At 37.9% G+C, this 20,650-nt stretch carries 22 protein-coding genes, 1 tRNA gene and 1 pseudogene; 6 read left to right on the top strand and 18 right to left on the bottom strand.

The features are described from left to right. Window positions 1-176: 176 nt before the first annotated feature. The gene (locus B5D30_RS08665) at window positions 177-3,467 is read right to left on the bottom strand and encodes a DNA polymerase III subunit alpha (RefSeq protein ID WP_078807678.1); all 3,291 of its coding nucleotides are present in this window, start codon (window positions 3,465-3,467) and stop codon (window positions 177-179) included. A gap of 188 nt (window positions 3,468-3,655) precedes the next feature. On the opposite strand from B5D30_RS08665, the gene B5D30_RS08660 reads away from it, so the two are divergent. Both B5D30_RS08660 and B5D30_RS08655 read left to right on the top strand, forming a co-directional pair. Next, window positions 3,656-3,838, top strand: a complete 183-nt coding sequence (locus B5D30_RS08660) for a DUF2929 family protein (RefSeq protein WP_078807677.1) — start codon at window positions 3,656-3,658, stop codon at window positions 3,836-3,838. A gap of 404 nt (window positions 3,839-4,242) precedes the next feature. Continuing rightward, window positions 4,243-4,443, top strand: coding sequence for a cold-shock protein (locus B5D30_RS08655; RefSeq protein WP_078807676.1), 201 nt, complete (start codon window positions 4,243-4,245; stop codon window positions 4,441-4,443). A 100-nt stretch (window positions 4,444-4,543) separates the two neighbouring features. On the opposite strand, the gene B5D30_RS08650 is transcribed toward B5D30_RS08655, so the two are convergent. The 3 genes from B5D30_RS08650 to tsaE form a co-directional block, all read right to left on the bottom strand. Beyond that, entirely contained in the window at window positions 4,544-5,818 is a 1,275-nt protein-coding gene (locus B5D30_RS08650) for an LCP family protein (protein ID WP_078807675.1), read from the bottom strand. Between the two features lie 315 nt (window positions 5,819-6,133). After that, window positions 6,134-6,658, bottom strand: coding sequence for a GNAT family N-acetyltransferase (locus B5D30_RS08645; protein WP_078807674.1), 525 nt, complete (start codon window positions 6,656-6,658; stop codon window positions 6,134-6,136). 323 nt (window positions 6,659-6,981) lie between these two features. Beyond that, on the bottom strand, window positions 6,982-7,464 hold the full coding sequence (gene tsaE / locus B5D30_RS08640; RefSeq protein WP_078807673.1) for a tRNA (adenosine(37)-N6)-threonylcarbamoyltransferase complex ATPase subunit type 1 TsaE: 483 nt from the start codon (window positions 7,462-7,464) through the stop codon (window positions 6,982-6,984). Between the two features lie 356 nt (window positions 7,465-7,820). On the opposite strand from tsaE, the gene B5D30_RS08635 reads away from it, so the two are divergent. Further along, window positions 7,821-7,893 (top strand) — tRNA-Thr (locus B5D30_RS08635). Window positions 7,894-8,027: 134 nt separating this feature from the next. Here the strand turns inward: B5D30_RS08635 and B5D30_RS08630 are convergent. The 5 genes from B5D30_RS08630 to pfkB are packed head-to-tail and all read right to left on the bottom strand — an operon-like array spanning window position 8,028 to window position 11,079. Continuing rightward, window positions 8,028-8,468, bottom strand: coding sequence for a PTS sugar transporter subunit IIA (locus B5D30_RS08630; protein WP_078807672.1), 441 nt, complete (start codon window positions 8,466-8,468; stop codon window positions 8,028-8,030). A gap of 15 nt (window positions 8,469-8,483) precedes the next feature. Continuing rightward, window positions 8,484-9,881 carry a PTS fructose transporter subunit IIC gene (locus B5D30_RS08625; RefSeq protein ID WP_078807671.1) on the bottom strand — a complete coding sequence of 466 codons (1,398 nt, stop codon included), beginning with the start codon at window positions 9,879-9,881 and terminating at the stop codon, window positions 8,484-8,486. Then, window positions 9,803-9,982 (bottom strand): hypothetical protein, encoded by a 180-nt coding sequence (locus tag B5D30_RS13225; protein ID WP_144399548.1) that lies wholly within the window; start codon window positions 9,980-9,982, stop codon window positions 9,803-9,805. The genes B5D30_RS08625 and B5D30_RS13225 overlap by 79 nt, the downstream gene beginning before the upstream one ends. Beyond that, window positions 9,979-10,104 (bottom strand): hypothetical protein, encoded by a 126-nt coding sequence (locus tag B5D30_RS14335; protein WP_268802113.1) that lies wholly within the window; start codon window positions 10,102-10,104, stop codon window positions 9,979-9,981. Before B5D30_RS14335 ends, B5D30_RS13225 begins: the two co-directional genes overlap by 4 nt. Before the next feature lie 12 nt (window positions 10,105-10,116). Continuing rightward, window positions 10,117-11,079 carry a 1-phosphofructokinase gene (gene pfkB / locus B5D30_RS08620; RefSeq protein WP_078807670.1) on the bottom strand — a complete coding sequence of 321 codons (963 nt, stop codon included), beginning with the start codon at window positions 11,077-11,079 and terminating at the stop codon, window positions 10,117-10,119. Between the two features lie 120 nt (window positions 11,080-11,199). On the opposite strand from pfkB, the gene B5D30_RS08615 reads away from it, so the two are divergent. Continuing rightward, on the top strand, window positions 11,200-11,955 hold the full coding sequence (locus tag B5D30_RS08615) for a MurR/RpiR family transcriptional regulator (RefSeq protein WP_078807669.1): 756 nt from the start codon (window positions 11,200-11,202) through the stop codon (window positions 11,953-11,955). A gap of 46 nt (window positions 11,956-12,001) precedes the next feature. Here the strand turns inward: B5D30_RS08615 and rsmI are convergent, their stop codons facing one another. Genes rsmI through B5D30_RS08600 form a run of 3 tightly spaced genes read right to left on the bottom strand, consistent with a single transcriptional unit; the run spans window position 12,002 to window position 14,052 of the window. Further along, complete coding sequence (gene rsmI / locus B5D30_RS08610) at window positions 12,002-12,865, bottom strand: 16S rRNA (cytidine(1402)-2'-O)-methyltransferase (protein ID WP_078807668.1); 864 nt, start codon at window positions 12,863-12,865, stop codon at window positions 12,002-12,004. Window positions 12,866-12,906: 41 nt separating this feature from the next. Continuing rightward, complete coding sequence (locus B5D30_RS08605; RefSeq protein ID WP_078807667.1) at window positions 12,907-13,233, bottom strand: DNA replication initiation control protein YabA; 327 nt, start codon at window positions 13,231-13,233, stop codon at window positions 12,907-12,909. 21 nt (window positions 13,234-13,254) lie between these two features. Next, the gene (locus tag B5D30_RS08600) at window positions 13,255-14,052 is read right to left on the bottom strand and encodes a PSP1 domain-containing protein (RefSeq protein ID WP_078807666.1); all 798 of its coding nucleotides are present in this window, start codon (window positions 14,050-14,052) and stop codon (window positions 13,255-13,257) included. Between the two features lie 35 nt (window positions 14,053-14,087). On the opposite strand from B5D30_RS08600, the gene B5D30_RS08595 reads away from it, so the two are divergent. After that, window positions 14,088-14,441 carry a hypothetical protein gene (locus tag B5D30_RS08595; RefSeq protein ID WP_078807665.1) on the top strand — a complete coding sequence of 118 codons (354 nt, stop codon included), beginning with the start codon at window positions 14,088-14,090 and terminating at the stop codon, window positions 14,439-14,441. Window positions 14,442-14,524: 83 nt separating this feature from the next. Here the strand turns inward: B5D30_RS08595 and holB are convergent, their stop codons facing one another. The 6 genes from holB to B5D30_RS08565 all read right to left on the bottom strand — a co-directional run bounded on the left by holB (window position 14,525) and on the right by B5D30_RS08565 (window position 20,154). After that, on the bottom strand, window positions 14,525-15,457 hold the full coding sequence (gene holB, locus B5D30_RS08590) for a DNA polymerase III subunit delta' (protein WP_078807664.1): 933 nt from the start codon (window positions 15,455-15,457) through the stop codon (window positions 14,525-14,527). After that, window positions 15,457-15,786 (bottom strand): cyclic-di-AMP receptor, encoded by a 330-nt coding sequence (locus tag B5D30_RS08585; protein WP_078807663.1) that lies wholly within the window; start codon window positions 15,784-15,786, stop codon window positions 15,457-15,459. Before B5D30_RS08585 ends, holB begins: the two co-directional genes overlap by 1 nt. Before the next feature lie 25 nt (window positions 15,787-15,811). Beyond that, window positions 15,812-16,459, bottom strand: coding sequence for a dTMP kinase (gene tmk / locus B5D30_RS08580; RefSeq protein ID WP_078807662.1), 648 nt, complete (start codon window positions 16,457-16,459; stop codon window positions 15,812-15,814). A gap of 190 nt (window positions 16,460-16,649) precedes the next feature. Then, complete coding sequence (locus B5D30_RS08575) at window positions 16,650-18,134, bottom strand: hypothetical protein (RefSeq protein WP_144399547.1); 1,485 nt, start codon at window positions 18,132-18,134, stop codon at window positions 16,650-16,652. Then, on the bottom strand, window positions 18,127-19,833 hold the full coding sequence (locus B5D30_RS08570) for a DUF262 domain-containing protein (protein WP_078807660.1): 1,707 nt from the start codon (window positions 19,831-19,833) through the stop codon (window positions 18,127-18,129). Before B5D30_RS08570 ends, B5D30_RS08575 begins: the two co-directional genes overlap by 8 nt. Before the next feature lie 57 nt (window positions 19,834-19,890). Beyond that, window positions 19,891-20,154, bottom strand: a complete 264-nt coding sequence (locus B5D30_RS08565; protein ID WP_078807659.1) for a 7(1) septoil knot domain-containing protein — start codon at window positions 20,152-20,154, stop codon at window positions 19,891-19,893. A gap of 312 nt (window positions 20,155-20,466) precedes the next feature. Here B5D30_RS08565 and B5D30_RS08560 point away from each other — a divergent pair. Then, window positions 20,467-20,650: pseudogene (locus B5D30_RS08560) on the top strand (hypothetical protein); the annotation flags it as partial.

The raw sequence follows: 20,650 nt of genomic DNA, 5'->3' as shown, positions 1-20,650 counted from the left end.
TTACTGCTTGCCAAAAATTTTCAAGCAGAGTTTTCAGAAATTGCCTTATCACTTTCCCTATTCTATCACTTTTAAGTCCAAAAGTCTTTTGTTAGGGTCAAGTTTTGAAAGAAATAATGAAAATTTCATTTTTTTCATTGTCGTTTTTGAAAATTGACCGTTAAAAGTGTCCTACATTATTTTCTCTCTACAAAAGCAAAGCTCTCGCTCCCAAGAGAAATGCTAAGTTTTTCTTCTAGCTCTAGGGATTTTTTCACCGAAAATCTTTCATTCAATGCAATCGTGTTCCTCGTTTCTCCTACGACTAAAATCACCGGGATATTTCCAGAGAATTGTAGAAGTTCCTCTTTGAGTTGCGGGATTTTCTCTTCGTCTAACACTCGCAAAAAGAGGTTTTCCGTAGGAATATTTTGCTCCATTTCGTGTGCATTTTGAATGTTATCAGCTAAAACTTGCACTCCTTGGCTAAATTTATTTTCCGCACCCTTACCTTCGATGTAAAGAATCATTCCTTTTTCTAAAAGCGGATAGACTTTCCGATAAATTTTTGGAAAAATCGTGACTTCTATTTCGCCTGTCGTATCCTGTGCCTCGATAAATGCCATTGCCTCATTTTTCTTCGTGCGAATTTCTTTGACACTTTTCACCTGAACAATCATTCGCACCACGTCCCCTATGAATACTTCGTTTATCGCCTTTGTTTTCTTTTCTTTCCTCAAGCGAGTCAAAAGTTCTGTTGGGTGATTGGAGAGAAAAATGCCGAGGGTTTCTTCTTCTTTTTCCAGTCGTATTTCTGGAGAAAAATCAGGCATCGCTTCTTCTTTTACTTCGTATTGCCAAAACAAGTCGTCCATTCCTCCGAAAAGTTTGATTTTCTCAATTTTCCGCTTAACCTCAATCAACAATTTTTGTCGGTTTTGCTCAAGTTTGTCAAACGTTCCGCTGTAAATGAGGGATTCCATGTTTTCATCAGTCAAATATTTCTTCGGTATTCTAAGAAGAAAATCGTCCACGCTCCGAAAAGCTCCAGCTTGTTGTCTTTCTGCTAACACTTCACGAATAAAATCACTTCTCAATCCTTTTATTTCAGAAAAACCAAACTGAATTTCATTCGGCGAAAGAAGTCTAAAACTGTACTGCGATTGATTGATGTCTGGAAGTAAACTTTCCACACCATAACGCTTTGCCTCGCCAACATATTCACGAATTTTTCGCTTGCTCCCTCGGTTACTGTGCATCAAACTTTGGAAAAATGCTCCCGAGTAATGCACTTTTAAATATGCCATTTGATACGCTACAAAAGAATAGGCAAATGCGTGCGAACGGTTGAAACCGTAATTGGCAAATTTTTCGATGTAATCATAGACTTCCTCTGCTACATTTTCTGCGACACCATTTTTCATAGCACCTGTCAAAAAGTTTTGACGCTCTGTATCAATCACGTCACGTTTTTTCTTTCCAATTGCACGACGGACAATATCCGCCTCACCAAGCGTAAATCCTGCCATTTCTACCAACGCCTGCATAACCTGCTCTTGATAGACTAGCACTCCGTAGGTATTTTGCAAAATCGGTGCAAGTCGTTCATCTGGATAAACGATTGTTTCTCGTCCATGTTTTCTGGCAGCAAAATGGTCGATATTTTGCATAGGGCCCGGACGATAAAGTGCATTAACTGCTGCAATGTCCTCAATCGTATCAGGCGAAACTTTCCGCAAAACTTGTCGAATCCCAAGAGATTCAAACTGAAAAATTCCCGTGGTATTCCCTTTTCGGAACAATTCTAACGTTTTTTCGTCCAAAAAATTGATTGTTTTGATATTCAAATTTTCTTTGTACGTTTTCAAAATAGACCTGAGGGCATCTGCGATAATTTTTAAATTCTTCAGCCCAAGGAAATCCATTTTCAGCAAACCGACATCTTCCACGCCGTACATATCAAATTGCGTCAAATAAATCGTTTCACTCCCTGTTTGCAGTGGAATGAGGTCAAATAAATTTTTGTCACTCATCACGACACCAGCTGCGTGAGTGGAAACATTTCTCGGCACACCTTCTAATCGTTTGGCAATTGCAAATATCAACGTATTTCTCGTGTTTTTCTCAACCAAATCTCTCAGCCGTTTTGATTTGTCATATGCCGACTGCAAGGTTATCTTAAACTCACTTCCGACCGCACGACTCCATTCGTCAGATTCACGCATGGATAAGCCAAAAACACGTGTCACATCACGCAATGCTTGTTTGGCACCAAGTGTTTGAAAAGTAGCAATTTGTGCCACGTGCTTGCGACCATACTTTTCAGCGACATAACGCAAAAGTTCCTCTCGCTTGTCATCTGGAATGTCAATATCAATATCTGGCATGGTGTAGCGTTCTTTGTTTAAAAAACGCTCGAAAAGCAAATCATAACGAATCGGGTCAACGCCTGTAATTTCTAACACGTAAGCAACGAGAGAGCCAGCGGCACTTCCTCGACCAGAACCTGTAAAAATATGTTCTTCATGTGCAAAACGCAACAAATCCCAGACAATCAAGAAATAATCGTCAAATCCCATTTCATGAATAATATCCAACTCCATTTTCAAACGCTCATGGTATTCCTTTGTAGCATTTGGCACAATGTATTCTAACTTTGAAAATGCTAATTGTTCTAAATACTCACGTGCATTTTCTTCTGATTTCAATGGAAAATGCGGGAGCAGGGTCTGATGAAGTGGTATATCTAGCTGAATTTCTTCAACTAATTTCTCCAAGTTTTCCAATGCGGAAAACAACCCTTGTTTTTCAAACAACTCCGTTGTCTTAGCGTTGTTCAAATAGCTACTCTCACCAAAAACTTCCATACTTGCAGGCTCTAAAACTTCTTGAGAGAGAATGGCTCTTGCCACCTGCAAACTCCGTACCTCTTCTGGCTCAAAGTAAAGTACCTCACGCAAGGCAAGTGGGCGAAGTTGCAACTGCTCAATCACGTTGAAAAGGTACGGCTCAATATTGGCAGAGATGCCAACATATTGGTCTATCTCCTCGGAAAATTGCTTGAGCCAAACGCCTAAATGCTGAAAATTTTCCCTCGCATAGAAAAACAGCTCACTTCCCTCATCAAAAATAACCGCCAAATGCTCTAGGTGTGGCAATATATCTGCAAGTTGTATCTGCTCTTTGATTTTTTGTTGCGAGGACAATTTCATCATTTGCTGATACCCGAGATTGTTCTTAGCAATCAGCGAGAGCGTGAAGTTTTTATTAACTTCCGCTGAAAAATATTCCAATGTCACCCCGATAATTGGTTTTATCTTTTCTTTTCGACAAGCCTTGTAAAACTCTATGGCACCATGCAGAACACCTTTATCCATAATGCCAAGAGCTGTTGCTTTCTCTTTTTTCGCACGTGCCACGTAAGTCGGAATATCCACTAAACTATTCAACAAAGAATAAGTCGTTCTCGTCATCAACTGTGTAAACATTTTATCCTCCCTCCTTATTCGTGTCATTATAGATTTATCATACCATATCTCCCCCATACTTTGCCAAACGGATTTTTATAAAGATTTTTAACTTGAGTCAGTTTCGCTTTACTTCTCTTGCAAAAGTGCTAAACTAAGAGACGGGTAGTTTTCTGCTTGAATATTCATAGATTGTCGAGGTATTGTTTATGAAATATGTCATCGTTACATTTTGGGCAATAATATTAGGACAAGTGGTCGGTTATATCGCCACAAGTCTTGCGGGTGTCAAAGAAATCCCTGTTGTCCAAATGCTTATTCTTTCACTTATCGTGGAAATAATTCTAATTGCGATAATCAAAATTGCAATTCCAAAAGAAAAAACTGAGTAACACAAATTTATAAATCGTTGATTTTCGTAAAAGTCAACGATTTTTATTTTAAACTTCTAACTATATAAATAAAAAATCACTTCCTCTTATTCAACAAAAACTTTAATTAAAAAAACAACGAGAAACCTTTATATGACAAGGTTTCAACCAAGAAACTCGCCTTTTTAAAACCTAACATTAAACGTAATTTTTCGTCTTTAGCCCTCTTTCTTAAAACTTTTTTCATAAATATTAAAATAATTTTATGCGAAAGCCTTGTCAATTCATTTCAATGTGTTATAATGACAATGTAGTTTTTGTAAGGATTTCAAAAGTTTTTGTTCCAATGTAATAAACACTTCTTGAGCCACCTGCAACAAATTGCACTATATATTTCGAGCAAAAGCTCAAGGAGGATGCTATAAATGGCACAAGGTACAGTTAAATGGTTTAACGCAGACAAAGGTTTTGGATTCATCACTTCTGAAGAAGGTAACGACGTATTCGTACACTTCTCAGCAATCCAAACAGACGGTTTCAAAACATTAGAAGAAGGTCAACCTGTTTCTTTTGATGTTGAAGAAGGAGCTCGTGGACCTCAAGCAGTAAATGTTGTAAAAGCATAATTACTACTTGCCCTAAAAGCAGTGCGTTGTCACTGCTTTTTTTGTTGATTTTATAGGCACTATTAAAAACGCACAAGACGAATCTCGTGCGTTCATTTTATTATTCTACAACTTCGTCCACAACATTTTCTTCTCCATATGTCGCGTAGCTTTCCGTTGTAACATTTTCTGTCGTAGCATTTTCTGTTTGGTCCGTTACTACTTGACCTTGAGTAGTGTTTGAGGAATCTGCATAGCCACTTGCCTCAGAAGTAGTAGCTCCATTCACATTTGCCACCTCGGCACCTGAGAATAAATCCACTTTCGTTTGAGATTGTTGCCCTGTAAACGATTCGTATGTGGTTGCCTCAGGGTCTGTCAATTCTTCCTTCGTTGGCAAATCTAATTGCTCTTTCAAGTAATTTTGTGCCTCTAACAAAGTTGAACTTGGTAATAATTGGTAATACCCTTGAGGGATATTGTAATCAATTCCCTCTAATTGCATATTTTTCACCGTATCCATTGCTGAACGATAACTTTCAGCAATCGTTGTTAGTTGGTTAAAGGATAAATCTGTTTTCATATTTTTTGATACAGCATCGAAAATCTTTTCATATTTTCCAAGACTATCAAAGCTCATCATTTTTTTCACTAAAAGTTGCACCACTTCTCGCTGACGTTTTTGACGTCCAATATCGCCTTCAGGGTCTTGATGTCGCATACGAGAATAAGCAAGAGCTTTTTCACCATTGAGATGATGTTTGCCATATGGAACAAAAGTACGTCCGCTCGCTCCGTCATCTACGACAAAACCACGTCCTTCTTCTTCTGTTGGCACTTCAGCTGGATATTCATTCGGATAAACTTCCGAAGCGTCAAATTTATTGTCGATTTCAAGACCACCTACTGCATCAACTAAATCACTCAAACCTTTCATATTGACTGCTGCATAGTAGTCAATTTCAATGTCAAGCAGAGTTGAAACAGTTGCCATAGTGCCTTCCGCACCACCATAGGCATAAGAGTGATTCATTTTGTCAGGATTTGGGCTGTTTTCCCCAACATCCACCAAATGCGTCAAAATATCTCGGTCAAGACTTAAAATTGTTGTTTGCTTTTTCACTGGATTGACAGTAACCACCATCATCGAGTCGCTACGTCCTTGGTCAATTCTTCCTTTATCTCCCGTATCAATCCCCATTAGGAGAACAGAAAAAGGTTTGGTTGCTTGCACAGCATCTTCCGTCTTTTTCTTTTTGTTCTTCAACGGCTGATACGTCGTACCGAATTTCGTTTCTGCACTTTGATACATTTTCATCCCTAATGCAGTGACTGTAATACTTCCGATTGCAAGAATACCAAGAATTACTAGGGTAATTTTTTTCGTTAAGGTCATCTTTACTTCCTCACTTGTTATTTTCCACTATCCTAGACATTTTCCCACATTCCGTTGTAAAAAACAATGGAAAATACAACTTATTTAACTTTCTTTATACTTTTTAAAAGGAGCGTTGACAGTTTTGTTTTAAAATCATTTTGAAATATTTTTGTCATCTTTCCTCTAAATCCTTGATTTGACAAGAGTTTTATTTTCTCTTACTTTTACATTTTTTCACAAAAAAACAAGGTTAAATCAAATGAATTCTCCTAAACACAAGAAACTTTCGTTTTATTTTATTTTCAGAAATTTTCAAGGAGAAAGTTTCACATACTATTCTCCAATAAGTTTGCTCATCAAATGTACTCTTAAAAAGTTTCCCTCTTTATCAACGGCACCTCGCTCCATAATGACCTCTGTTTGAAACCCTAGCGAGTGGTATAAGTGAACCGCACGAGCATTTCTCTCTTGCACAGTGAGCTGCAACCGCTTGATTACACCACTCTCCTCACTCCAAAGAATCCCCTCCTGCATCAACGTGCGACCTAGCCCCATTCCCCAATAATCTTTCAAAATCGAAATCCCAATTTCACCAATATGGCGAATGCGTTTGTGGGAGTCGGCATGAACAGAAATTGTCCCTGCTATTTTCTCTCCGTCAAGTGCAAGCAACAGCACATTGTTTTCAGAGTCGTAAATTCGAGCCAAATGTTCCATTTCTTCTTCAATAGAAATTGCCATGTCCGTTTCGTCCATTGTCAAAAAATCAGTCTCTTGGCGAATTTGATTGAGTGTTTTCAACAACTCCTCTGCGTCTTCTGGCACTGCCTCACGAATATTAATTGATACTTCTGTCATTTTTATAATCATTCCTTTCGATTGAAGTAAAGTATAACTGTCCAAGATGCGAGGGGGGACGTCTGGGGGCTGTTCACTGCCACAGACTTCAATTCGCCCTCTTCGCTTTTCTTGTTGTCTAGCTACGAGGGGCTGAAGTCTGGCAACTGCTCGCAGTGTCGATCGAAACTAAAGTTTCGATCAAGTAAACGACATGGCTCACTGCGACAAACTCCTGAACGCCCCTCTTCGCTTTTCTTATTGTCTAGCTACGAGGGGCAGGAGTTGGGTCGCTGTTCGCAATGCCACCTGAAGCTCTGCTTCAGGCAAGTAAATGGCATGGCTCACTGCGACAAACTCCTGACCGCCCCTCTTCGCTTTTCTTGCATAATTTTTTCGTTCAATATTTTTGAGCGTTGTCCTACTGGTTTTAGTGTTATTTCACGTTGTTGTTCAGAAGGTGTCTTTTTCAAAATAATTTCTAAATAGTCTTCTGGCATTTCTTCACCGAGCATTTCACCCCACTCAACAACACACACACCATTGTTTTCAAAATATTCTTCTATACCTAAATCCTCAACACCATTTTCCACACGGTAAATGTCCATGTGGTAGAGCGGCAAACGACCTGTTGTGTATTCTCGGATAATGGTATAGGTAGGAGATTTTATCATTTGGCTAATCCCCAAGCCTTCTGCCAACCCTTTTGTAAAAGTGGTCTTGCCAGCACCTAAATCTCCTGTCAAAATCAGCACCGTTTGAGGAGAAACGAGCTTGCCGACAAGTTTGGCAAATGCCAATGTTTCATTTTCATTTTTTACAATCATTTTACACACTCTCATTCCATATATTACCAAGTCAAACTAAATCCTAGCTTAAAATTTTCCATAAAACCATTATATACTCAACCGAGCAAATAACCAAAGGATTTTTTTTATTCTTTACATATGGGTACCTCTAAAAACTCCGCTTAAGACTAAATTAGCTAGTTTTTCGATTTTCGAGGAAATCGACGAAAGCTATGTGGTTCATAGGTTGAGGAGATTGACGAAGAAAATCGGAAAACTAGCAATTTAGGATAAGTGCGAGTTTTTAGAGGTACCCATATGTCTTGAATTACGCAATTTCTACATAGAATTTCTTGACGAACTTCTTTTCTTTTAGTACAATTCTTATTGTTCGTGCCGTCATAGCTCAGCTGGTAGAGCACCACCATGGTAAGGTGGGGGTCGTGGGTTCGAGCCCCATTGATGGCTTAGGATATTGAAACGCTCTAAGGGGCGTTTTTTTGGTTCTATTGTGTCTCTTATTTCTGCACGTGCAAAAACCTCACGAATTTTAGTGTTCATGAGGTTTTTATCAACTTTTGTTTTCTCCGTTCTTTTTCTCTTTATTCTTGTACGATTTTTTCTGTTAAATATCGTTCAATCTCCCCTTGACTGCTCAAATGTTTCAACTCATTTCTAAATGTTTCACTCATCAATAACCGAGCGATTTGGGAAAGCATTTTTAAATGAGTAGTACCTGCCTCTTTTTCTGGAATGAATAGTGCAATAATAAATTGAACAGGCTGATTGTCTATGGTTTCCCATTTGACCGGTTTTGTTAGTTTGACAAACAAAATTTCAGCTTGCTTAATTTCTTCGTTTTTCGCATGAGGAATGGCAAAGCCATCTAGTAAACCTGTACTCCCCTGTTCTTCTCTTGCAATAAACGAAGAATAAATTCCTTCTTTTTTTGTCGCAATAGATACATTAACTGCATAATCTGCAAGAAAGTCTAAAACTTCTTCTTTTGTATGAAATGACCCGTCTAAATATACTTTTACCACTGTGTTAACACCTCATTACTCTCCTTTATCCACTCTGTATTTCTGCAAACGACCTAATAAAAATCCGCCGATAACTGAACCGATTAATATTGAAATCACCCACATCGCACCATGTGTTACAACAGGTAAAACAAGAAATCCGCCATGCGGTGCTGGTACTTTTACACCAAAACTATAAGTTAAAATTGCCGCAATGGAAGAACCTATCATCATAATTGGCAATGCACGGAGTGGATCTTTAGCGGCAAACGGAATCGCCCCTTCCGTAATATGCGTTGAACCGAGTACAAAGTTTACCAAACCTGCATTTCTCTCTTCTGTTTCAAAATATTTACGGAAGAAAAGAACGGCAAATCCTGTAATGAACGGTGGGGCGATACAAGCTGCCGATACGCCTGCCATAAAGCTAGTATTCCCTTGAGCTAATAACGCTGTCCCTGTCACATAGGCTGCTTTATTCACAGGACCGCCCATATCAAATGCACACATACAGCCGACAATTAGTCCTAAAATAAACGGATTGGAATGTTCAAAACCTGCTAGAAAATCCATCATTCCCTTATTGATAGCGGACATTGGTGAAGAAAGAAGCACCATAATTAAACCTGTAATCCCCACTCCTAAAACTGGGTATAAGAAAATAGCTTTCAAACCATCCAATTGTTTGGGCAAAACTTTGAGCAGTTTGCTCAATAAAAGCACTACATAACCTGCTAGGAAACCTGATACAATTCCTCCTAAAAATCCTGTCCCTCCATTGCTTGCGACAAGTCCTCCAACAAAACCTACGACTAATCCCGGACGTTTTGCAATTCCTTCTGCGATAAACGCTGAAAGAATCGGTACCATCATGCCCATCGCAAGCCCGCCGACATCTTTTAACGTAGCAGCAAATTGATTATACTGAGCATTTTCTGGGTCAAAGGAATAAATTCCCCAAAGGAAAGAAATCGCAATCAAGACTCCGCCACTTACAACAAAAGGCAGCATATGCGAGACACCATTCATCAAATTTTTATACAAAAAATGACCAATATTTTTAACTTCTGGTGCTTTGCTTGTTGTATCTATTGTCACTTGTTCACTTACTTCTTGAACTTTTCCAGCTCCGTTTAAAGCCTCGGTAATTAAAGAGTCCGCATCTTTAATCCCTCGACCAACAGAAACAGAAATCACACGTTTTCCTTGAAATCTTTCAGCATGAACATCTTTATCCGCGGCAATAATGACGACTTCAGCTTGCTTGATTTCTTCTTCGGTCAATTCGTTTTCAATCCCAATTTGACCGTGCGTTTCCACTTTAATCGAAACGCCTTTCTTTTTCGCCGCCATTTCTAAGGCTTCTTGTGCCATATAGGTGTGTGCAATCCCTGTTGGACAGCCTGTTGCGGCAACAATTTTGTAATTAGACATTTAAAACCCTCCTTTTGTCTAGCTACGAGGGGCAGGTGTTTGGTCGCTGTTCGCAATGCCACTTGAAGCTCTGCTTCAAGCAAGTAAATGGCATGGCTCACTGTGACAAACTCCTAAACGCCCCACTCGCTTTTCTTTGTCTAGTTACGAGGGGCAGGTGTTTGGTCGCTGTTCGCAATGCCACTTGAAGCTCTGCTTCAAGCAAGTAAATGGCATGGCTCACTGCGACAAACTCCTAAACGCCCCACTCGCTTTTCTCTTTTTGAAGTACTGAAAAATCTCGAACGGTAACTTGTTGTTTTAATTTTTCTACATCGTGAAAATCCGTCAATCCTTGGCTAAACGAAGTAGAACTTCCTGCTGCAATCGCTGTTTTGAGTGTTTCTGCAAGATTTTCTTGACAAACTATTCCTTTTAGAAAAGTAGCCAACAAAGTATCTCCCGCACAAGCAGTATTGACCACTTCACCTTTCGGAGCATTGGCATAAAGCATTTGCTTGGGATTTGCATAAACCCCCCCTTTTTCACCTAAAGAAAGCAAAATATTCTCTGCTCCACATGAGAGCAATTGCTCCAAATAAAAAGGGTACTCCTCAAAAGAAATCATCTCCTCCCCAAACCAATGAGCCAACTCCTCTTCATTTGGTTTAAGCAAAAACGGCTGATAAGGCAAACAATCCAAAATAATTGGCGAACTCGAATCTAAAAGTAGATGAACTCCTTTTTCATGCGTGATTTTACTGATTTCCAACAAAATTTCCTCTGAAACACCTTTTGGCAAACTTCCTGAAATACAGAGAAAATCACCTTTGTTCAACTGTCGAATTTGTTCTAGCAACGTTTCTATTGCATTTTTTGGAATAAAAGGCCCTTTATTTACAAGTTTGTACTCACAATCATCTTCGAGGACTTGTGCAAAAACATTGATTCTCGTTTTCCCGTCTACATGGATAAATTGATTGTCAACTCCTTTCTTTTTCAGAAAATCTTCAATGTATTTCCCTGTAAAACCTGCACTAAAACCAAAAGCCGTGTTTTCAATTCCAAGCATTTTCAGCACAAGCGAAACGTTTACTCCCTTGCCATTCGCCTGAATATCATCATGAAGCGTGCGATTTACTGTGTTCATTTGAAGTTGTTTTGTCGCAATAAATAAATCTATCGCTGGGTTCATGGTACAAGTATAAATCCTTTGCATTTTCTCACCTCTTTCTGATATAGTCAGTATAATAAAAAAACAACTGTAAAGGTTTTCAATTTCAATGTAAAAAGAGGAAAATACTTACAATTTATCATTGCCAGAAAGGTCGGGGATATTATGGGGAAAACATTAAGTAGTTCGGAGAAATATTTGTGGGCATATATCGAAAAGAATATTCAAGAGGTCGCAGATTATTCAATTGTGCAACTAAGTGAAGTAGCGAACGTTTCTACTGCTACGATTGTTCGTACAATGAAGAAAAAAGGGTATGACGGTTTCACATCGTTTAAGCATTATCTAAAGGAGAAGAAAAACACAGCTGTTCACTTGAAAGATGCAGACAAAATGGATAGCAAAATTCAACGTGCAATTTTGAAAAACGAACAAGAAGTCATCCGCACCATCAATATGCTAGATATTTCCATTATTGACGAGGCAATCCAAATTTTGAAACATTCAAAGAAAATCGTTCTCTTTGCACGTGGTTTTTCCGAGCTTATCGCTTGTGAAATGCAAACAAAATTTCAATTGCTTGAAAAATATTGTGAAATGCAAACCGACCCGAATATTATCAAAAGCCTCAGTCGGAAGTTAACAAAAGATACAGCAGTTATGTTTATTTCGTTGAACGGAGAAACGCCTGAACTTGTAACAGCAGCGAAACATTGCGTTGAAAACAACGTTTCCACTATTTCTATTTTAGCCAATCCAAATAGTACGCTCGCTCAAATCACCGAAATAGTGTTATGCGGATTTAAATCCGAAATTAGCTATTTTCCAGATTATGAAGTGAGAAGTCGCCTCCCTCTATCAGTTATTGCAAGAATCTTGCTTGATTCCTACGCAATTGAGGGGTTAGAAACAAAAACTTAAACAACCAAAAAAATCGCATCACTTCATGCGATTTTTTGAGTTCCACTTATTGATGATACACCCTATAAACCTCTTGTTTTCTCACCTTCCGCAACTTTGCGACCTCTTTTATCGCTTCCTTATTCGACAAGCCTTGATTTTCAAGCTCTTTGATATGATCTAAAATACTAAGTTTTTCCCATGAAGTGTCAAGAGATTCCACTTCTCTCGCCCCTTCAATAAGTAAAACAATCTCGCCTTTGACTTCTTTTTCTTTTAAACTTTCGATAATCTCAGAAATCAATCCTCTGCGGTATTCTTCATGAAGTTTGGTCAATTCTCTTGCGACTACCGCCATTCTCTCGCCGTACACTTCACGTGCGTTTTCGAGTGTTGCCAAAATACGAAAAGGCGATTCATAGAAAATTTGCGTTTGTCGCTCTCCTTTATGTTCTTCAAAAAAAAGAAGTTGTTCTTTCTTTTTTCTAGGCAAAAATCCATAAAAGGTAAATGGTTGCGGAGAAAGTCCTGAGGCGATGAGTGCTGTTACTCCCGCTGTTGCTCCCGGCAAAGCTACTACTGGCAAGTTTTCTGCCACGCACGCCTCCACCAATTCTCGCCCGGGGTCACTAATGCTCGGCAATCCTGCATCACTCACCTGTGCAAAATTTATCCCCGTATGCAATTTTTCCACAACTTCGGGTATTCGCCCCTTGATATTATGTTCATGAAAACTCAGCTGTTTCGTTTTCAGTGAAAAATGATTGAGCAATCGCTGTGTATTTCGTGTATCCTCACTCAAAATAACATCCACATCTCGCAAGGTATGAATGGCACGAATCGTCATATCTTCCAAATTGCCAATCGGAGTTGGCACAAGGTATAACGTGCCAGTTTGTATATTTTTATTAAAACTTTTTTGAATGTTCATCTTTGCTCCCAATCTAGTTTTATCAAAATTTCGCCATTCCCCTAATCCAACGTATCCAACATATCCAAGCAAAGCATACATTCTTCATCATTTTCACGACGTTGACCATAGCTTAAATTGCAAATGTGAAAACCATCATTATAAAGCTTTTCCATCGCAATTTGAGCTCGATTTTTGACTTTTGTTTTCTTCTCATTTTTTGACAATTGAGCAATGCGATCACGCAGACGTGTATTTTCCATTTCAAGCGTATTATTCCGCTCGATTACTTCCTGCGTGGTCGCCTTAATTTCACTCACATTCCTCAGCGTTTCGCTAAGCGTTTTTTCCATATCTGTTAGTGCATCGTACAATATTTTTTTATCCATTTATTCTCTCCATGGTAAAAATTATTTCAGCAAACTAATTTCACTTGCCAAATATTCTGTTGCAACTTCTTTTCCGTTTAGTTTCACTGAAACAATACGACTGAGTAAATTAATCCCCTCAACACGACCAATTCCATCTGGTGTTTTGACCGTTTTTCCCCAATCTGGCATTTCACGCTTGGCTTCTTCATATTCTTCTTGCTCATAATTTAAGCAACACATCAAGCGACCGCAAATACCCGAAATTTTGACAGGATTAAGACTTAACCCTTGGTCTTTTGCCATTTTTATCGAAACAGGGGCAAAACTGCCAAGATAACTTGTGCAACAAAGCACTCGACCGCAAGGACCAAGTCCTCCTAAAATCTTCGCCTCATCTCGCACGCCAATTTGTCGCAATTCAATACGTGTTTTAAAGCAACTTGCCAAATCACGCACCAATTCACGAAAGTCAACACGGTCATCACTTGTAAAATGAATGAGCATTTTACTTCTGTCATACATATATTCAATATTAATCAATTTCATATCTAAATTATATTTGTGAATTTTTTCTTTTACAATCGGAACAGCATCTTTTGCCTCTTGTTCATTTTGAGCAATTTGCTGAATTTCCAATTCAGATGCTTTTTTGAGAATTTCTGGAATTTCCTTTTTCGATGAAATTTCCTCTTTAAACGCAAGCGTACTCACCTTTGCAAGCACAATTCCTCGCACGGTTTCAACTAAAACTGCATCTCCTACACGTAAATTTTCACTGCCTGCATGGTAGTAATGCACAACTCCGTTATTTTTTATTGTCACACCAACAACGCTCATGTTAGCTCCTTTCTACGCTCTCTCTTCGTGAGATCTTGAAACTTGAACTTCGCTTTCGCTCCGTCCAAGCGGGGTCACGAGCGAACTTACGTCCGCTCGAAGGCTTTTCTACGCTCTCTCTTCGTGAGGGCTTGAAACTTGAACTTCGCTTTCGCTCCGTCCAAGCGGGGTCACGAGCGAACTTACGTCCGCTCGAAGGCTTTTCTACGCCCTCGCTTCATGAGGGCTTGAAACTTGAACTTCGCTTTCGATTCGTCCAAGCAGGGTCACGAGCGAACTTATGTCCGCTCGAAGTCTTTTCTACGCTCTCACTTCGTGAGAGTTTGTCTTTCGGGATTTTCATTGGACTTACGTTCAATGAGACACTTCGTGTCTGTCGACTTCGTTGACAAAATCTCTCATACAAGGTATCTTTGTATATTCTTTTTTTGAGAAAGTTAGTCTTTTCTTCCCTCTGAATAAAATTTTCTCTTTATTTTCCATAAAGAAGTCGAATACTCAATGCCTCAAATGCACTTTGAAATGGTACATTGCTAGTCATTCTTGCTTTCGCCTCGTTGATTGCCTCTATTGCTGTTGCGGCACTTGGCTTTTCTTTTAGTTCTTCTTCGTAAAGTGCAGTTAAAAGTTTTAACACTTTTTCTTGATTATTTCGTTTTTCTTCGTCCGAAAATTCTTTGCCGTTGACCTGTTTTTGCAGATTCTGTCCCACGTAAACAAAGGCTTTATCTTGTTTGTTATCACACAAACTCTTAAATTTCTTGACCGCCTCACGCAAGTTTAAAAATTGTTCCTGTTCAGCTAAGTTTTTTGCCTCTTCTAGCGTTTCAGATAGAAAAGATAAATCTTTCGCAAGCGAAAATGCTATTCCACTCTCTGTCAATAATTCTACCATTCTTTTAGCTGATACGGGCAAAAAATGTAGCGTTTGAACTCTTGATTGAATGGTTGGTAAAATGCGTGCGTTCATCTCAGTTTGTAAAAGCAAAAGTTTTTTTCCGTCAGGTTCTTCCAAATATTTCAGAAGAGAATTTGCAGCACTGCTATTCATGGTTTCAGCCTGACGAATCAAAAGTGCTTTATAACCACCTTCCATAGAGCTTGTCGAAAGACTGGTGATAATTTGTCGAATTTGGTCAACTTTAATTTGCCTGCCGTCTGGGGCTACCACTAAAACATCCGGGTGCTGAAACGCTCTGACACGTTTGCAGCTGTTACATTCTTCGCAAGGCAATTCATCTTTTGGTTGATCGCAAAACAATGCTTGCAACAGCCAAATACTTGCTTGCTCAATATCATGAGAATTTTTCCCTTCAAACAAGTAAGCATGAGCCAAACGTTTTTTTTGAACCATTTTGACAAGCATTTCACTTGCAACTGGCTGTGTCGCTTGAAAATTTGTCATTAAAATTGTAAAAACCTTTCTACCGGCAATACAAACACCGTAGCCCCACCCACTTCAATTTCAACTGGCAGAGGTGTTTGAGCATCCAAAGACAAGTCTAAGGTCATCGGCGTGTTGACAAATTGTTTGCGACTTTGTGAAGTTTTCTCAATAATCGCCAAAACTTCTTCCACACGCTCATCCTCAATTCCAATAATAAACGTAGAATTGCCCGATTTCAAAAATCCACCCGTTGTTGAAAGTTTGGTCGCTCGAATGTTGGCATCAATCAGCTTATTACTTAATCTATTGGCATCCTTATCTTGAATAATTGCAAGAATCATTTTCATGTCATTTTCCTCCAATATTAATTATTTAGACATCTGAAAACTCCGTTGGAAATTCATCTACAAGAAGTTCCATTACTTGTTCGATTACAAAAGGCAAACTTAGCCTTGCATCAACTTTTTTTATTCTCTCAGGGTATAGCTCCAAAAGTTTCAAATAGCCATGACGCACTCGCTGGTGAAAACTCATTGCATCAAGATCTAGACGATTGACTTCGTTCATGCGGCTGTTAGCAATGCGTGAAAGACCTGTTTCACTATCCACGTCCAAATAAATGGTCAAATCAGGTGTGATGCCTTCTGTGGCGAATAAATTAATTTGTGCAATTTCATCCATACCAAGTCCACGTCCTGCCCCTTGATAAGCAAGCGAGGAGTCGACAAATCTATCTGCAATCACAATCGCCCCACGATTCAACGCTGGAATAATTTTTTCCACCAAATGCTGACGTCTACTCGCTGCAAATAGCAACGCCTCCGTCCTCTCGTCCATCGCTGTATTTTTCGGGTGCAAAATCACCTCACGAATTTCTTCTGCAATCGGAATGCCTCCCGGCTCACGAGTAGCAACAATTTCTCGTCGTGTCATCTCTTTCAATTGTGGCAACACTTCCTGCAAAACACTCGTTTTTCCAGCACCGTCTGGACCCTCTATCGTAATAAAAATACCTTTCATGATATTCCCGCTTTCATTTTCAATTCATCACTTTGTGATTTCTTCTAAACTCTATTTTATATGAAGATTGTCTTTTCGTCTATGAGCAATAGAAAAACAAGCTATTTTTCTTTGCGAATATGGCAAGTGGTGAGATTTTTGAGGGAAAAGGAAAAGCACGCTGTTAGGTTGCGTGCTTGTGGGTTATATTCTATCGTAATTCAAAACGTTTACTATCATCTCTTTCTAAATAAAAACCATATCTTTTTTTCGATATAATTGGCCATGCCTTATCAGACTGATAAGGAGGATCATTCGGATTTTCTCCCTCATACATAGGTACTGTCGTCATCCTCTTCACATTCAAAAATTCCATATCTGTTTTTAAAGTATAAACATATCTAAGTCCCTTACCGGACACATCCATATATACTTTTGTCCCTGCTTTATAAACTTCAGGAATATAATACGCATCTGCACCAGATAGATCTTTATTCACACTAGGGTCTCGTGATACATGCATAGTAGGATCATCACATAACGCACTTGCCTCAATCAAAGCTTTCTTGATGTCCTCCTCGCTAAGATCTGATATTTTAGGAATTTTTAAATCTGATTCCTTAATAAAAATAGGAAGGTCTTCATCTGAACCTGCTAAAAAACCAGAAATCCCTTCTGCCGCTTCACCTTTTACTATTTTAATAGGAGTGTCATTTTGAACGGTATAACTCCCATTAGCACTCACTTCAATTACAGCACCTGCTCGAAGAATAAATTCTTCTCCTTCAAAATTTACAGAGTTTATAATCTTCTCCCTGCAATAATTCGTAACAAATTCTTGCCACTCTTTTTCATTTCTAGTTGCTACATGTTCAACCTTCCCTTGAGTCAATTTCAATTCTTCATAAACAGCTTTCCCCTCTATTGCTGCTTTACGTTGCATAAAACCAATAGAACCAGCACCACCTACTCCACCAGACACCCATATCTGATTATCATGTGGTGTCATCCAATGGTACATCGTCCCTACATAAGTAAACAATGGTGTATCATTTATATGAAACTTGTAGAAAGTATTTCCCTTAATGTCAAGTAAGTTTAACATTACATTTTCTTCTAAAGTGTAAGAAACCCCATTTCTCTCTATAACTCCACCTTTTGCTAATTCCGTAAAATATAAATCTCCTCTGAGGACATTCCCTTCACGTTTGAATGAATACACATATTCTTTTAACGCACTTACTTCCGCCTGAACCTTAGCCTCCTCTTGCTCTTTTTTCACCATTTCTACACGCTCTGTAATCTCTTTTTCAACTTCCTCAATCGTATATTCTGGTGCATATTTTTCAAGTTGTTTAGGTGTTACCCCATATTCGATTTGAATTTCTTTGCGAATCGTGTCATATTGCTTTATCAGCTCTACCACGTTATTTTTTATGGTTGGCAATTCCTCTACTTTCGCTGTTTTTATCTTTGACAGCTCACCTTCAATTTTCTTAGAAAGTGCTTTAACCTTTGATTTGTAAAGAGAAATTCCTTGCTCTATCTTCAAATTTTGAAATGCGTGATATTGATAAGCCCCCAAACCAGCTAAAAAAGCGATAAGTAAAATTATCACGATTTTTACAACTTTTTTGTTTTTCATTTTCTTTATTCCTTTTTTGTGTTCAAACAATACATTCATTCCCTCAACCAATCTTCCACCGTTTAAGCACAAAATCAATGATTGCCTTTCCTCGTTTGGTAATCTGTTCTCGTTTCCAAACAGGGCGTTCTAAATCATCAACATAATCTTTTATTTCTGCTTGTTGATTTAGTAATGGATTATTCCTGTATGAATTTAACTTTTCAGAAAAAGGTTTGTTCCCTATTGACGCATTATGTGATTTTGAAATAAGCAATAAATTCCCTATGCTATTGAGATATTTTTCTTTAAATTCATCATCATAAAGCCCTTTTTCGTTCAAGTCATAACCAGAGCTTTTGTTCTTGTCTGTTGGTTCTGTTTGTGGCGAAATATGCTCTATTTCTTCATTTTCTAATTCCACTTCATTGATAGAATATCCCTTGTTTTGAATGAATTTTTCATATTCCCAAAAAATATAACGTAACAATTGAGCTTGAGTGTTACTTGTAAGTTGATAACTTCCATTTAACACTTCATTAAATCTATAATTTGCCCAATAGCATGATTCTCCTAGCATTTCTTTTATGCTTAAAGATAAATTTTGGAAATCTCCTTTAAAATTTTTAAGTATTGGGTTTAGTCTGTCTTCAAACTTAGCTCTTGTTGAAATCAACTTGTCTCTGAATGCTATTTTTTCCAATAACTGTAAGTATTCACGTCTTTGCGGTAAAGGATTTGAATAATACTGATACCCTTTCATAATAAACGGCCAAGTCCAAGCAGGTATTCCCAATTTCTCCAAGTTTCTTTTTTCTTCGATAGTATCTTGCTCAAACTCTTTTATATATTTAAAGGATTTGAGTAGATTCGTTGAATATTCTCCTATCCAATTTACTGGATTCTCTGATTTTAAAAGTTCGTCTTTTACATCATCAATATTTCTATACGCATACCCATTCAGATATGCTTGATTGTGATACCTTAAAACTTGATCCTCATTCAGTATTGCTATATAGGACAACGTTCTATAAATTTCTTCAAATGTTCGAGATAAGCCTTCAATTAAATTTTCTGTTTCATCTGCACTTGTATTCGAATAAATTTTATACATAAAAAATGCTTTGATTTTCTCTAAATTCGTTAGTTCCTTTCCTCTGTTATTCTGAAGTTCAAACATTAGAGAAGATTCTTTTTTACCTGATAGCGTAATGATATTCACTTCACTAGCTTGTAATTTATAAAACAATGCTAAAATTTCTTCCGTAGTCAATTTTCTCAATTCTTCCTCAAAAAAAACTTTACATTCAACATATCGTCTTTGAGAAGTAGATTCTGGTTTAAATTGACCGTCATTTCTCACAATAATAGCTTCCCATGCGGTGCTATCGTATTCTACTGGAATGAATTTTATTCTCTTTTGATAAATTAAGTAATTTTTCTTGATTTCCTCTCTATCAAATTTCTCTACTGATAACTCTGTTTCTTTTTCCGACAAAACATTTATAACTGCTCTGATAAAAATAATAACAGTAGTCAACCGCTGTTGACCGTCAATAATATCAAATTCCTTATTACTAGAATTTATTTTTTCAAGAAGAATATTCCCATAAAAATACTGGTTTTCTCCTTGAAGAGATTCTTTTAAATCCTCTAAAAAAGTCTGCCATTCCTGTTTCTGCCAAGCATAAGCTCGTTGATATACTGGAATAGTATACTTCACACTTTTACTTGAAAAGAATGTCTCAATATCTGCGTTATTAAATTCCATTTATAATTCCTCCAATTTCTTTCTCTTGCCTTCATTTATTGAATCGTTTCCATTTTTTTACCCTAATCGATTCTCCCAAGGATTGTTATTTTTCCAACCTGCGAGATATTCTGACACCTCACAAACTTTAATATCCGCTAAATACTCTGGTACCCAAGCAATTCGAATGTCTGCAAGATATTCTGGCACAAAAGCCCAATTTTCTTCTCTATCTGCAAGATAATCTGGTACTACACAATAAAGTAAATCTGCTAAATACTCTGGCACTTGTGCCACCTTCACATCTGCTTGATAGTCCTCTACAATCGCTACTTTTACCATAATTTTTCCCACCCTTTGTCTTTTAATGTTACAAGGTATTGTAAAACAATAGCTTGTAACTTTAGTGTACTAAAGTTGAATTTCTTCAAATCTTGTAAAAGAAATGACATTTATAAGATTATCTTACCAAAACAACACGACACTATCTGTCGCAAAAAAAAGCGAGTCACAAGACCCGCTTTCCCTTTTCCTTATTTCGGCTCTATACTAAATCGTGTGGAATAACAAAAATTCCATGCGATTTTTTTGCATAAAAAAAGACATCTCGTTTACAATGTAAGTGCCTAACCCAACAGTAAAGGAGATGTCTTCATGGATAAGTGTACAAGAGAATTACTAGGATTTCAAGATGAAAGTTTGATATTTGAAAAGGACCGTTGGTTTTCTAGAGGGGTAGATAAGAAAAATAGAAAATTCAACAGAATTGATGGGCTATATGCGAAAGTTCCTACGCATTGCGAGAGTTGTGGGGTTCTATTTCAGAGCTCAGCAGATT

This window comes from Pilibacter termitis (assembly GCF_900167335.1).
Classification (GTDB): domain Bacteria; phylum Bacillota; class Bacilli; order Lactobacillales; family Streptococcaceae; genus Pilibacter; species Pilibacter termitis.
This window is presented reverse-complemented; position numbering and strand designations above follow the sequence as displayed.